This window comes from Nocardia camponoti, from assembly GCF_014646135.1.
GTDB lineage: Bacteria > Actinomycetota > Actinomycetes > Mycobacteriales > Mycobacteriaceae > Nocardia > Nocardia camponoti.
Map to the genome: position 1 here is coordinate 103,342 of NZ_BMMW01000001.1, position 13,666 is coordinate 117,007.

14 protein-coding genes are annotated in these 13,666 nt (G+C 65.3%); 8 read left to right on the top strand and 6 right to left on the bottom strand.

From position 1 onward, the window contains the following. Positions 1-61: 61 nt before the first annotated feature. Complete coding sequence (locus tag IEX78_RS00510; protein ID WP_188826720.1) at positions 62-2,125, top strand: AMP-binding protein; 2,064 nt, start codon at positions 62-64, stop codon at positions 2,123-2,125. Here the strand turns inward: IEX78_RS00510 and IEX78_RS00515 are convergent. Together IEX78_RS00515 and pruA are read right to left on the bottom strand one after the other, a co-directional pair. Then, positions 2,088-3,077, bottom strand: a complete 990-nt coding sequence (locus IEX78_RS00515) for a proline dehydrogenase family protein (protein ID WP_188826721.1) — start codon at positions 3,075-3,077, stop codon at positions 2,088-2,090. The genes IEX78_RS00510 and IEX78_RS00515 overlap by 38 nt on opposite strands. Beyond that, positions 3,077-4,714: an L-glutamate gamma-semialdehyde dehydrogenase gene (gene pruA, locus IEX78_RS00520; RefSeq protein ID WP_188826722.1), complete on the bottom strand. Its 1,638-nt coding sequence runs from the start codon at positions 4,712-4,714 to the stop codon at positions 3,077-3,079. The genes IEX78_RS00515 and pruA overlap by 1 nt, the downstream gene beginning before the upstream one ends. 112 nt (positions 4,715-4,826) lie before the next feature. Between pruA and IEX78_RS00525 the strand changes: the two genes are divergently transcribed. The 6 genes from IEX78_RS00525 to IEX78_RS00545 all read left to right on the top strand — a co-directional run bounded on the left by IEX78_RS00525 (position 4,827) and on the right by IEX78_RS00545 (position 8,694). Then, positions 4,827-6,122, top strand: a complete 1,296-nt coding sequence (locus tag IEX78_RS00525) for a PucR family transcriptional regulator (protein WP_188826723.1) — start codon at positions 4,827-4,829, stop codon at positions 6,120-6,122. Between the two features lie 70 nt (positions 6,123-6,192). Beyond that, complete coding sequence (locus IEX78_RS00530) at positions 6,193-6,999, top strand: SDR family NAD(P)-dependent oxidoreductase (protein ID WP_188826724.1); 807 nt, start codon at positions 6,193-6,195, stop codon at positions 6,997-6,999. Positions 7,000-7,076: 77 nt separating this feature from the next. Beyond that, positions 7,077-7,556 (top strand): helix-turn-helix domain-containing protein, encoded by a 480-nt coding sequence (locus tag IEX78_RS00535; RefSeq protein WP_188826725.1) that lies wholly within the window; start codon positions 7,077-7,079, stop codon positions 7,554-7,556. Between the two features lie 22 nt (positions 7,557-7,578). Further along, a complete protein-coding gene (locus IEX78_RS24675) occupies positions 7,579-7,893 on the top strand; it encodes a PIN domain-containing protein (protein ID WP_373291507.1) in 315 nt (104 codons plus the stop codon). Continuing rightward, positions 7,802-8,080: a VapC50 family PIN domain-containing toxin gene (locus IEX78_RS24040; protein WP_229683612.1), complete on the top strand. Its 279-nt coding sequence runs from the start codon at positions 7,802-7,804 to the stop codon at positions 8,078-8,080. Before IEX78_RS24675 ends, IEX78_RS24040 begins: the two co-directional genes overlap by 92 nt. A 125-nt stretch (positions 8,081-8,205) precedes the next feature. Beyond that, the gene (locus tag IEX78_RS00545) at positions 8,206-8,694 is read left to right on the top strand and encodes a gluconokinase (protein WP_188828141.1); all 489 of its coding nucleotides are present in this window, start codon (positions 8,206-8,208) and stop codon (positions 8,692-8,694) included. On the opposite strand, the gene IEX78_RS00550 is transcribed toward IEX78_RS00545, so the two are convergent. The 3 genes from IEX78_RS00550 to IEX78_RS00560 all read right to left on the bottom strand — a co-directional run bounded on the left by IEX78_RS00550 (position 8,679) and on the right by IEX78_RS00560 (position 11,110). Further along, on the bottom strand, positions 8,679-9,425 hold the full coding sequence (locus IEX78_RS00550; protein ID WP_188826726.1) for a M50 family metallopeptidase: 747 nt from the start codon (positions 9,423-9,425) through the stop codon (positions 8,679-8,681). The genes IEX78_RS00545 and IEX78_RS00550 overlap by 16 nt on opposite strands. 9 nt (positions 9,426-9,434) lie before the next feature. Further along, on the bottom strand, positions 9,435-10,031 hold the full coding sequence (locus IEX78_RS00555; RefSeq protein WP_188826727.1) for a pyridoxamine 5'-phosphate oxidase family protein: 597 nt from the start codon (positions 10,029-10,031) through the stop codon (positions 9,435-9,437). 74 nt (positions 10,032-10,105) lie between these two features. Further along, positions 10,106-11,110, bottom strand: a complete 1,005-nt coding sequence (locus tag IEX78_RS00560) for an LLM class flavin-dependent oxidoreductase (RefSeq protein WP_188826728.1) — start codon at positions 11,108-11,110, stop codon at positions 10,106-10,108. A gap of 103 nt (positions 11,111-11,213) precedes the next feature. On the opposite strand from IEX78_RS00560, the gene IEX78_RS00565 reads away from it, so the two are divergent. Next, positions 11,214-12,209 (top strand): hypothetical protein, encoded by a 996-nt coding sequence (locus tag IEX78_RS00565; protein WP_188826729.1) that lies wholly within the window; start codon positions 11,214-11,216, stop codon positions 12,207-12,209. On the opposite strand, the gene IEX78_RS00570 is transcribed toward IEX78_RS00565, so the two are convergent. Further along, the gene (locus tag IEX78_RS00570) at positions 12,191-13,627 is read right to left on the bottom strand and encodes an MFS transporter (RefSeq protein WP_229683613.1); all 1,437 of its coding nucleotides are present in this window, start codon (positions 13,625-13,627) and stop codon (positions 12,191-12,193) included. The genes IEX78_RS00565 and IEX78_RS00570 overlap by 19 nt on opposite strands. Positions 13,628-13,666: the final 39 nt, after the last annotated feature.

Here is a 13,666-nt window from a genome sequence, read left to right on the forward strand (position 1 = left end):
CAAAACCGCCCGTCTTGTCCGATTCTTAGCGTGAACTCACCGACGAGAAGAGCAACACACCTTGGTCACCGACGTCATCGATGTCACCGCGGAATTCACGATCGCGCGGCAAGCCCTCTGGGACGTGCTGCTCGATCCGGAAAGTTATCCGCGCATGTTCACCGGTATTGGCAGCTGCACCCGTGTCGAGGGTACCGACGGCACGGTGATGTGGCAGGTCAGAGCTGGGTCGCCCGCCACCGGCGTCCGCGATATCGAACTTACCCTCAGCGTTGGACGCTGGTATGAAAGTTTCGAACTGCGCTGCTCAGAGCTAGGTTCCTACGTTGCCGTGCGGCTGCGCGGCGATCAGGACCGCACGCGACTCGACATCACCCTCTTCGGCGTGGCGCGCATCCATCCCGCACTCGACGGTCGTCCCGACGCGACAGCGACCGACTGGGTCAAGGCTGGCTTGCGACGCACCGCCGACGTGCTTTCGGGCACGCGGTCCTCGGTGGTCGTGAATGCCGAACGGTCGCCGCTGCGGCGCAACGCGGCCGTCGCGCGCAGCATCGCCGCGACCGGACTGGTTCGCGCCGACCCGTTCGCGATGATGCGTCAGGTCCGCACGCTGCAAAAGTGGGGCTTCAACCTCGCCGGGGGCTATGCGGCGAGCGCGGTGCTCACGCCCGACGCGCCCGCGGTGATCGATTTGGGCGGTGGCGTGCGCACCTTCGCCGAGATCGACACCCGATCCAGCGCACTCGCCGCCGCGATGCACGCCAGCGGGCTGCGCGCGGGCGACGCGATCGGGCTGCTCGCCCGTAATCACGTCGGCATGGTCGAGACGATGGTCGCGGCAGGCAAGCTCGGCGTCGACGTCGCACTGCTCAACGCGGGATTGTCGGGCAGACGCATCGAGGAAATCGTGCAGCGACACCGGCTCGCCGCGGTGTATGTCGACGGTGAGCTTGAGGTGCTGATTCGCTACCTGCATGCCAGCATCCCGCGCGTCAACACCGACGGGCGACCACCGGTTCCTGAACGCCCAACTATTAACGACTGCATCGCCGCCGCGCCCGCCGAGTTCCCGATCGCGACCCATCCCGGTCGCCTGATCGTGCTCACCTCGGGTACGAGCGGTTCGCCGAAGGGCGCGCGTCGTCCGCACGCGCGCGGATTCGCGACCATCGCGGCGCTGCTGTCGCGTATCCCGCTCCGGGTAGAGGAGATCGCGCTCATTCCCGCGCCGCTTTTTCACACGTGGGGACTGGCCGCGCTGCAGTTGTGCACCGCGCTGCGGGCGACGGTCGTGCTCGGCGACGGGTTCGACGCGGTCGCGTGCCTTGGTCGCATCGCCGAGCATCGCATCACCACGCTGTTTGTTGTCCCGACGATGGTCGAACGGCTACTTGACGTGCCCGACGAGGTGCGCGCGCAATACGACTTGAGCAGCCTGCGCTTCGTAATCAGTTGTGGCGCACCACTTTCCGGTGCGACGGTGCTGCGCTTCCTTGAGGTGTTCGGGGACACCCTCTACAACGTTTACGGGTCAACCGAGGTGTCGTGGGCGAGCGTCGCCACTCCCGACGAACTGCGTGTCGCCCCGACCACGGCAGGTCGCCCACCGCTCGGGACACGTGTCGCGGTGCTCGGTCCTGATCTGCGGCCGGTTCCGGTTGGCACGGTCGGCCATATTTTCGTCGCCAACCACATGCTCTTCGACGGGTACGTGAACTCCGCGCCGCCCGAGGAAGCCGACGGCATGCTCGACACCGGCGACCTCGGTTATCTCGACGCGGGCGGGCAGTTGTTTGTCGAAGGCCGCGACGACGAGATGATTATTTCCGGCGGCGAGAACGTCTTCCCTCGCCCGGTCGAGGAAGCACTCGCGCACCTACCGCAGGTCAGCGAGGTTGCCGTGGTTGGCGTGCCCGATCGCGAATTCGGCCAGCGCTTAGCGGCTTTCGTCGTTCGACGCGACGACGCTGGTCTGGATTCGGACATGGTGCGCACCTACATCCGCCATCGCCTGAGCCGGTTTTCGGTGCCGCGCGACGTGACCTTCCTGCCGTCGTTGCCGCGCGGCGAGACCGGCAAGATTCTCAAACGAGTGCTGGTTCGGCCCGATGCGACGATCTAGTCGGCTTCAACGCTCGTAAAAAGAAGGCAAGGTTGGCTGGGCGTTCGGCCAACCTGCGCATGAAGTACCCGTACCACTGCGTGCCGTACGGCAGGTAGACGCGCACGGGGTTGCCTTCGTCGACTAGGCGGCGCTGTTCGTCGGCGCGGATGCCGTAGAGCATTTGGTATTCGAATTCGGTCGACTTGCGGTGTGCGGCGGTCATCGCGACGGCGGCGGTGGCGATGATGGCCGGGTCGTGCGAAGCGACCATCGGGTAGCCAGCGCCTGCCGCGAGGATACCGAGGCAGCGCAGGTAAGAAGCGTCGACTTCGGCGCGTGTTTGGAAGGCGTGGTCTTCGGGCTCGGCGTAGGCACCTTTGCACAGCCGGATACGCGAGCCGGGGCTGGCGAAGGCGTGGCAGTCGTCTTCGGTCCTGCGGAGATAGGCCTGCAAAACCGTGCCCAGCCAAGGGAATTCGGCTCTCACCTCGCCCACGATGTGGAGCGTGGAATCGGTTGTTGTGTGGTTTTCGGCGTCGACAGTCACCCAGATGCCCGCCGCTTCGGCTTCGCGGCACAGTTCGGTGAGGTTTGCTTGCGCTAGCGCGTTGCCGTGCCCGGGGATGGCTTGACCGAGCGCGGACAATTTCACCGAAACCTCAACGGGGCGAACGGCTCCCGTGCCGTGCTGGGCCCAGGGGAGTGCGGCGAGGGCGTGGATGAGCTCGCGATAGTGGTCGACGGTGGTGCGTGCGGTGGCTTCGTCGGTCACGTCTTCGCCGAGAAAGTCGATGCTGACGAAATGTCCTGTGCTGAGCAGGGTTTCGGCTGTGGTTAGCGCGTCGGTCGTTGTTGTTCCCGCGACGAACCGGTCGACGACACCTCGGGTGAATCGTTGTTTCGTGATCGCTTCGCGCATGCGGTCCGACCGTGCGGCGGCCAGCAGCGACGTGCGCAGCAGTGTGGTCATCACGCCTCCTGATGCGGGTAGCGGTGATCCGTTGGGGGAGTGAAGGTTTCCTTGATCGTGCGCGCTGAGGTCCAGCGCAGGAGGTTTTGTGGGGAGCCCGCTTTGTCGTTGGTGCCGGACGCGCGACCGCCGCCGAAGGGCTGTTGCCCGACCACCGCGCCCGACGGTTTGTCGTTGATGTAGAAATTGCCCGCGGTGAAGGAGAGTCGCTCGGTCGCGGTGGCGATCGCGGTGCGATCGTCGGCGATGAACGAACCGGTGAGCGCGTACGGCGCGCCGTTGTCGATGGTGTCCATGATGTCGGCGAACGCGGTCGGGGTCGCGTCGTCGTAGACGTGCACGGCCAGGATCGGGCCGAAGTATTCGGTGCTGAACGCTTCGTCGGTCGGATCGTCACTGACGATGACGGTGGGTTCAATGAACCACCCTTGCGAATCGTCACTGTGACCGCCCGCGACGACCGTCAAAGCCGGTGTGGCCTTTGCCCGTTCGAGCGCGGCGACGTTGCGATCGAAGGCGCGTTGGTCGATGAGCGCGCCACCAAAATTGGTGAAGTCGGTGACGTCGCCGTAACGCAATTGCGTTGTCTTCTCGATGAAGTCGTCAGACATGTGCTGCCACACCGACTTTGGAATGAACGCGCGCGAGGCCGCCGAACACTTCTGCCCCTGGTAGTCGAACGCGCCGCGCAGCAGAGCGGTAGTGAGTACGTCGGGATTGGCCGACGGGTGAGCGAGCACGAAATCCTTGCCGCCGGTCTCGCCGACAAGGCGTGGGTACGTGCGATAGCGGTCGAGGCGTTGGGCGACCGACTGCCAGAGGTGGCGGAACGTGGCGGTCGAACCGGTGAAGTGGATGCCCGCCAGGCGCGGGTCGTTGAGAACCACGTCCGAAATCGCCGGGCCAGGGCCGTTGACCAGGTTGATCACCCCCGGCGGCAGACCAGCGGCTTCGAGCAATTGCATGGTGAGGTAGGCCGCGACGGCCTGGGTTGGCGACGGTTTCCAGACGACGGTGTTGCCCATGAGCGCGGGCGCGGTCGGGAGATTGCCCGCGATGGCGGTGAAATTGAACGGCGTGATCGCGTAAACGAACCCTTCGAGTGAACGGTATTCCATCCGATTCCACACGCCGCGCGTGGAGATGGGTTGTTCGGCCATGAGCTGGCGGGCGAAGGCCACGTTGAATCGCCAGAAGTCGACGAGTTCGCATGGCGCGTCGATTTCGGCCTGGTAGGCGGTTTTGGATTGGCCGAGCATGGTTGCGGCGGCGATGCGTTCGCGCCAGGGTCCGGCAAGGAGGTCGGCGGCGCGGAGAAAGATCGCGGCGCGGTCGTCGAAGGACATCGCGCGCCAGGCGGGGGCAGCTGCGTTCGCGGCGTCGACGGCTTGCTGCGCCTCCGCGTGCGTCGCCTCGGTGAACGTACCGAGGGTGGCGGCGTGGCGATGGGGTTGGACGACGGTGGTCAGCGCGCCCTGGCCTCGGGTGTGTTGTCCGCCGATCACGTTGTGGATGTCGACGGGATTGGCCGCTAGGTCGGCGAGGGCGGCATGGAGGCGTGCGCGTTCCGGTGTGCCAGCGGCGAAGGTGCCGACAGGTTCGTTGACCGGAAGTGGGGGTCCGGTGATGGCATCCATGTGACGTAGTCAACTCCGTTTATCAGGGCGCATAATCGGAGGATCGGACAAAGCTAGGGTTCGCGCTTGGTTCGATCGGCCAAAGGGTTCCGTTTCGGAAGGGTTGGGCGTGATGGGTAGTGGGTTCGACGGGCTGGGCGCGACCAGGGGTTTCGCGATGACGGGTGGGTTCGGCGGCATGGGTGTTCAGGTGCCGGGTGCTGGATCGGCTGAGTGGGGTGCCGACATCGCCGACACCGGCCTGTTCGACCTCGCCCAAGAACTCGCGCGCGAAACGGGTGGGCTTGTTTCGATCGAGGACCCGACGTCGCGGGTGCTCGCGTACTCCGCGTCGGCGGGCGCGGCCGACGACTTGCGGGTGCGGTCGATCCTCGGCCGCCAGGGTCCGCGCGACTACCTGCGCGTGTTGCGCGAGTGGGGAGTGTTCGACCAGCTCGCGCGCGAGCCAGACAAGGTGGTCGACATCGCGCCGCACCCGGAGATGGACATGCGGCGCCGCCTCGTTGTTGGCATCCGCCGCGATTTCGTCGCTAACCGAACTGCCGACGCCCTCGGCACGATCTGGCTGCAGGAAGCCGAGACTCCGTTGCGCGCCGACGCCCAGGATATTCTCCGTGGCGCGGCCTCGGTCGCCGCTCGCATCATCGCGTGCCGCCGGGAGGCGTTGTCGACGGAATCGCTGCTCGCCCGCCGTCTCTTCGGTCTCGATGGCGACAGCGTGGATGTGCCGTCGATCGCGGCGGCGATGAAACTGCCTCGGGTCGGTCCGGCGGCCGTGATCGGGTTCGCGCCGCCAGCTGATGCGTCGTTGGCTGCGACAATTCGCTTGCACGCGAGCGCTTTTCGCGCTGATTCGCTCACCGAGTCCGAAGGCGACCGCGTCTACGTCCTGCTGCCCGGCTACCGGAGCGAGCAGAGCGTCACGTCCTGGCTTCGCCGTCTGGTCACCCAGTTCGACACCACCCGCTCGATCCCGATGAGTGCGGTAATCGCCTGTCCCGTCCCAGGTTTGGCGGACGTGGCGGCCGCGCGTGCCGAAGTCGACCGAGTGCTCGCCACGTTGCCGCCAGGCGCGGGTGTCACCACGTTGGCCGACGCACGCACCGCGGTGCTGCTGCGCGAAATAGTCGCGTCCATACGCAACGACCCGTCGTTACGCGACCCGCGAGTACGTACGTTAGACACCCACGACCGAACGCACCACACTGAATTCCGCACGACCGCAACCCAATTCATCGCGGCATGCGGCGACATCCGCACCGCGGCAGCGGCCTTGGCGATCCACCCCAACACCTTGCGCTACCGCTTACGCCGAATCGAGTCGATCACGGGATTGTCCTTCTCGTCGGCAGCCGACCGCGCCCTCCTCCACCTCCAACTGGCGGCTTTCGGACCTGACGATACGTAGCCGCCGAGGTCAGGCAGCGGTGGCTGAAACCCGCCAGCCGTGCTGCTTGAACCGCAGCAGGCTGTTCGTCATGGACCTTCAATTGCAGAACAAAATCGCGATCGTCACCGGTGGGTCGAAGGGCATTGGGCTCGCAACCGCGCGCACGTTGCACGCGGAAGGTGCTCTCGTAGCGGTGGTTTCACGCAAACCGTCGCCCGAGGTCACCGACCTCATGAGTGACCGATTCCTCCACATCCCCACCGATCTCACGACCCCGGACGGGCCAGCTCAAGCGGTGGAAGCGGTCGAACGCAGCTTCGGCGGCGTCGACATTTTGGTCAACAACGCAGGCGGCCCGCCGCCGGGCGCTGTCCTGCCGCGCTTCTCGTTCAACGCGCTTACCGACGCTGACTGGCTCGCCATGCTGGACTTCAACATCATGGCGACGGTCCGCGCGATCCGCGCGGTAATCCCGGCGATGCTGGCGCGCGGCGGCGGTTCGATCGTCAACATCTCGTCGACGATGGCCCACGTGCCGAGCAACATCAACGTCGACTATGGGGTCGCGAAAGCGGGCATCGGCAACCTCACGAAGGCGCTCTCCGAAGAATTCGGGCCGCAGGGCATCCGGGTCAACGCGGTGTCGCCGGGCCCGGTGATGACCCCGTGGTGGACCGAGGAAGGCGGCGCGGCCGACGTGATCGCCGCCGCGTCCGGCACCGACCGCGACACCGTCCTCAACGGCGGCGCGGCCGAGATGATGAACCTGACCACCGGCCGCCTCATCACCCCGCAAGAAATCGCCGACGTTGTCGTCCTACTGTCGTCCCCGCGCTCAGCAAGCACAACAGGAACCGACGTCTTGGTAGACGCGGGCCTCCGCAAGGCGGTGTGAGCGGGTTCCAAAACGTTCGTCGCATACTTTCGAATAATTCGAAAGTATGCGACGCTTGTGGTGACTGAGGAGGCATCGTGACTAAAGCCTTACCGGAACGCACCCTGCTGCCCGAGCATCCGGACCAACTCGCTGAGGTCCGCGCGTTTCTCGACACTCGATTTGGTCGGAGCGAGTCAGCCACGTTGGCGTCGCCCGATGGGGAGCTGATAACACTCCCTGCCGAATTGCTTGCGGGTTTGCGTCTAGTCGCTATTGCACTCGCCGAGGGCAAAGCTGTCACCGTCGCGCCGCTGCACACCACCCTGACCACCCAGGAGGCGGCGGAGTTGCTGGGGATGAGCAGACCGACCTTTGTGAAGCTATTGGATGACGGCGCGATCCCCTACACGCGCCCTGGCCGCCATCGCCGGGTTCGACTGGCCGACGTCTTGGCCTACCGAGAGTACCGACGTGCCGAACGAACCTTGGGTTTGGCCGAGCTGACCAAGATCTCCGAGGATCTAGGTCTGTACGACGTTGACAACTACGACGAAAACCCTGGGCGGCAGAGCTGATGCAGCGAGTGTTGCTCGACACATGTGTGCTCTGGCTGAAGCTGACCTGATCCAACCTCTGTGGTCGACCCACATCCTCGAAGAGTCAAGGCGCAACCTGTGCAGGCGCCACGTTGACGAACGAGCAACGGCCAGCGTCGACCGCCTGATCACGACCCTGCAAACCTTCTTTCCCGATTCCATGGTCGATGGCTATTCGCAGTTAATCGACCGCATGGAGAACGATCCCAAGGACCGTCACGTTCTTGCGGCAGCGCTCCAAGGAAACGCCGACGTACTACATAACCTTCAATGTCAAGGATTTTCGTGTTCGGCCCATTGGCGAGGGCTTTCCTGAGCCGATGCACCCGGACGCCTTTCTACTGGACATGCTGGATCTGGCACCGGGGCAGATTTATCGGTTGCTGCATCGACAGGTCGCCCAGCATAAGCGTCCTCCGAAGCACATCCAGGGACTGCTCGACGTGCTGGAGCGGACGGGAGTGCCCACGTTCTCGGCTGAGGTTCGGCGACGCCTCGACTGACGCGAAGACTTCCCCGCGATTGCGGGCCGGTATCTGGAATGCTGGACAGCGGCGTGGTCATTTGTGTGCCCAAGGGTCGTTCAGGATTGAGGAGAGTTGGCGTGGCGAAGCCCGTAATCGTAGTGATGGGTGTGTCCGGGTGCGGGAAGTCGACGGTGGGCGCGATCATCGCTGAACGGCTCGGGCTGCCCTATGCCGACGGCGACGACTTCCATCCCACCGCCAACATCGAGAAGATGGCGGCGGGGATTCCGCTCACCGATGAGGACCGCTATCCGTGGCTGGTGATCGTCGCTGAATGGCTCGCCGAGCACGACCACACCGGCGGCGTTGCCGCCTGTTCGGCCCTGCGACGCGACTACCGCGAGCGCGTGCTCGCCATCGCGCCCGACGTGTTCTTCGTGCATCTCGCCGCCACCCGCGAGGAACTGCTGCGCCGCATGACCAGCCGCATGGGCCACTTCATGCCCGCACTGCTGCTCGATTCGCAACTCGAAGCGCTGCAACCACTGTCACCCGACGAGCCCGGCGTGACCCTCGACGCGATGGTTTCGCCCAACGAACTCGCCAACCAAGCCATCGACGCGTGGAAGCTCGCTCATCCCCAATCCTGACCCAGCGGATGCAGCTCTGCAACGGGCGTGACCAGTAAAAACGCACCGACAACGGCAGCGACGAGGCACCCAAGCGCGAACACCGTGACCCACAACAGCGCCGGTAAGTGGGTCAACCGCGCGAGCTGATCAGCATCGGAATCGCCGCGCCCACGCTTGCGCCCGCGCTGCAGTTCGATCACCGGGCGCACCGCGGCCGCCAGCAAGAACCAGGCGGTCAAGTACGCGAACGCGCCCTGCAAAATCGGCCCACCGAACCACGAAACGCCGAAAACCAACCCGCCGAGCACAACAACGGTCAGCAGCGCGTAAAAATTGCGCACCTTGATCAACACCGCGGCGAGCATCGCCAACGTGGCCCACAGCATCAGCGTGACGTGCCCGGTGCTCAGCAACCACGCGTACGCGAGGCCAAGCAACGCGGGCGCGGGATACCCGGCTGCCGCCGTCAAAATCATGCCAAGACCAGTGGGTTTGCCGCTCGACACCGTGAGTCCTGAGGTGTCGGTGTGCAGGGTGATCGAATGCAGCCGCCGTCCACTGAGTAACGCGACGAACGCGTGCCCGCCCTCGTGCACCACCGTGACGGCCGCGCGTGTGAGCCGCCACAGCGGGCGATAAGCGACAAGGACAATCGCGCCGAACGCGGTGGCAAGCAGCAACGGCCAGCCGGGCGCGGGTTGGACAGCGAGGAGATGGTCGAAAAACGAGCTGGCGGATCCGGTGTTCACCGCCGCACCCTACCGGGCTGGCGACGGCTCCGGGGCGGGGAGCGAAGGCACCGGGTGGTCAGGCTCAAGCGCGGGCAGCCCGTCGATGCTCTCGGCGTTCGACCCGGCGACCATCCGCGCGTAGTCGCTTTCCTTGCGCGTGCGATGCACATCGTCGAGCGTTGAGCGTTCCTCAACCAATTCCATCGACGGCACCGACCACCCGCACGAATCCGAAATCCGTTCCACCTCGACAACGACGATCGCGCGCGTGCCGGGATGGTCGTCGCCGAAAGTCTCACGCAGAGAAGCGAATCCGTTGTCGTCGGGCCGGACGATCCGCCCCGAGCCATGCAACCGCAGGATGCGCGGCTTGCGGTCGAAGGAACAGAACATAATGGTGATGCGGCCGTTGTCACGTAAGTGCGCGATGGTTTCGGCGCCGCTGCCGTAGAGGTCGAGATAGGCGACGGTGGTGTCGTCAACGACGGCGAACGTGTCGCGATACCCCTTCGGCGAAACGTTTACGTGCCCACCGGTCGACGGTGCTGTCCCGACGAAGAACATTGCTTGCTCGCTGATGAATTCACGCAGTTTGTCGTCAATGCGCTCGAAAACCTTAGCCACGACGTGCCTTTCGTCTCGCCGCACGGCGAGCCCTACCCCAAGTCTAGGCGAGTCGAATACTGGTCAGCGGGCGGTTAGGCTGTGGGGTCGGCGGCGGCGAGCACCGCGTCGCGGGTGAGTTCGAGTGAATGTATGCGGTCGTCGATGTTGTAAATCATCGTGTTGATCATGAGTTCGTTGGCTTTGGTCGTCGCGAGCAAGTCGGCGGCTTGCGCCCTTACCGTCTGCGGCGAGCCCTGCAACTGCCCGGCTTTGCGATGCGCGGAAAACGCGCGTTCCTCGGGTGTCGCGCCGAAACTGGCGGCTTGGGCTGGCGTGGCAAGCGCTTGCGGACGGCCCGAGCGCAAGTTCGCCATCGCCAGGTCACGCGGTTTCGCGAGTTCGTCTGCGGCAGCATCGGTTTCGGCGGTAATCGCCGACACAGCGACGATCACGTAAGGCTCAGACAACTCGGCCGATGGCCGGAAATTGTCGCGATAGAGCTTGAGTGCCGCGTGAGTGTTGTCGGGGGAGAAGTGGTGGGCGAAGGCGAACCCGAGCCCAAGAATCGCGGCCACCTGCGCGCTGTACCCGCTCGAACCGAGCAGGAAAATCTCGGGCTCAGCGCCGTAACCCGGGCTCGCGACGGTGTCGGCTGTCCCGCGAAAATAGCTGATCAACTCGGTGAGTTCCTGCGGGAATTCGTCGCCGCCAGCCCCGCGCGCCCCGCGTCGCAACGCCCGCGCGGTCACCGGGTCGGTGCCGGGCGCGCGCCCAAGTCCGAGGTCGATGCGTCCCGGATACAGCGATTCCAGCGTCCCGAACTGCTCGGCGACGACCAACGGCGCGTGATTGGGCAACATCACCCCGCCCGACCCGACCCGAATCTTCTTCGTCGCCGATGCGAGATGCGCGAGCACGACCGGCGGTGACGACGACGCGATGCCCGGCATGTTGTGATGCTCGGCCACCCAAAACCGCAGGAAATCGAACCGTTCGACGGTTTGCGCGAACCGGGTTGTCGCGGCGAGCGCCTCGGTTGCGGTGGCGTCGGCCTGCACGGGTGCGAGATCGAGGACCGAGAGGGCGAGTGCGCTCATCGACGGAGCCTCCTGAAGTTGCGTTGGCGGAGAAGCAATTTCGTGTCATACCCCAGGGCTATCGTTGAAGGTGTTGAACACTCTTGAATAAGCGGGGCACGTTATGAGCGACAACATCGGCTACGGCGAATTACTTCCACCGCGCAACCACGGCACCACGTGGCGCGAATCCGAATACCGGCTTTTGGTCGACCATCTGCGCGCCGGGGTCGAACTTGCCGAAACCGCGCGGCGGGTGGGCCGCACCGAATCGGCCGTGCGGGCGGCGTTGCGCAACCTCGTGCCGCCCGAAGAAAGCGTACCGGCCGGTTCGCGCGAGCGGTCCCTTCGTGCTCGGCTGGTGGCCGAACCGGAATGGGATTGGTTCGCCGTTGTCGTGGAGCGGCACGCCAATTCCGGTTCCGGGTTGTGGCGCACTACCGACGAGCACATTGTGCGCATCGGGTGGCGTCGTCGCACTCCGATGGCGGTGCTCGCGCCGCAGGTCGGTACGTCGGAGTTGGCTGTGGCTGAACTGCTGCGGTCGCTCGGCTATGTCGACTCGATCGCCGAAGTGGTCGACGCCCTTGGCGCCACGCCCGGTCAGGCGCTCGCCAAGCGCGTTGCCGCCGCCCGCGACAGCTCGGCGACAGCCCGCTGGGTGCTCGTTGTCGACGGTGCGTCGGGGGTGTCGAAACCGCGAAACGCGCCGGTCGCGCGGCATATTTCGGTGCACGATTCCCGTCGGGCCGCCGAAGCGGAACGCGACCGGGTGCTCGCGTGGCACGCCCGCGTGTCCTCGCCCAGTACCGACGCGACGCCGTGGTGGACCATCGCGGAACGGTCGCTCGGCGCGCGGGGTGGCACCACGGTCGCGGGCGTGCTCACCGAGCGCGAAGGTGGCATCCGCGCGTCGGCGCTCGCGGTGGGCGACGTCATCCGCGTTCCGGGGCCCGACGGCCTGCAAGATCGCATCATCGCGATCGCGCCGTCGGCACCCGGCGGGCCGGTGCTGGTCGACCTGGCACCGGTCGCCCACTCGCGCGTGCGTCGCGTTGTTGAATTCGCGGCCGATGAGGTGGTTGAGGTGGTCGGCCAGCGTCAGGAACGCGCGAGCTGAGCTTTCATCCCTGCCCTACCAGGCAACGTGACCGTGGCGAGCATCGTCAGTACTGCCGCCCCGGTCATCGCCAAGAAAACGGTGGTGATCCCTGACGACAGTTCCGCGGGCTGCGGATGGTCAGGGTCGGTCAGGTGGGCGTTCACCATCGCGCCGAAGACCGCCGCACCGATCGCGCTACCGACGGACCGCGCGAACATGTTCGACGACGTCACCACGCCGCGCTCGTCCCATTCGCAGCTGGTCTGGGCGGCGATGAGACTGGGCGTCGAAACAAGCCCAAGTCCGAGGCCAATAATCAAGCACGCCAAAGCGATTCGCCACGGCGCGCCCACGCTGTCGCTCATCGCCCAGAGCAGGACACACCCGGCGACGTTGACCACGCCGCCGATCAGCGTGCACGCGCGAAAACCGATGCGCAGGTAGATCTTTCCCGACTGCGACGACGTCAACGGCCAGCCGATGCTCACCGCGCCGATGGTGAGTCCAGCCACCATCGCGCTAGCGCCAAGTACGCCCTGGGTGAAGGTGGGCACGTACGCGGTTATTCCGGTGATGAGCGCGCCGACCATCATCGAGACCGCGCACCCGGTCGCGACGACCGTTCGTGACAAAAGATGCAGCGGCAGAAGGGGATTCACGGCGCGCAGTTCAGTAAGAAGGAACGCGCAGATCATCGCGAAACTGAGAACGAACAGCCATACCGATGTTGCTGAGGTCCACGCCCACGCGTGCCCGCCTTCGAGGAGCGCGAGCAGCAGTGCGCCCGCGCCCACAGTCAGCAATCCCGCGCCGAGGAAGTCGATTGGCCCGGTCCGCCTGGTCGGCGTGGTCTCGGTCAGATTGCGCGCAATCATCACCGCCGCGACCGCGCACAGCGGCACGTTGATGAGGAATATCGAACGCCACCCGACGAATTCGACCAGAATCCCACCGACTAGCGGCCCCAGCACCGCCGCGCCTGCCCAGACGCCCGCCATGTACCCCTGCACCCGCGCGCGTTCTTCAAGCGAATACACGTCGCCGGTGATCGTGACGGTCATCGGCAGCACCGCGCCCGCACCAATTCCCTGAATCGCGCGAAACACGATGAGTGCCACCATATTTGATGCCAACCCGCACAGGAGCGACCCGAGCGCGAAGACCGCGACCCCAAAGAGCATCACCGGTTTACGCCCAAACGTGTCGGCGAGTTTGCCGTAGATGGGCACCGTAACCGCTTGTACGAGAAGGTAAATCGAGAACACCCACGGGAAAAGGGCGAACCCGCCGAGGCGGTCGCTGATCGTGAGGATCGCGGTGTTGATAATCGTCGTGTCGAGCGCGATCAACCCGGTCGACAGCATCAGCGAGGCGAGTAAACGGCCCCGGTTCGATCGCAACCCGACGGCCTCGCGTCGCACAGCTGTTGTCGCCACCGCACCCCCTCTTCCGCAACCGGACCTCAACCGTAACCA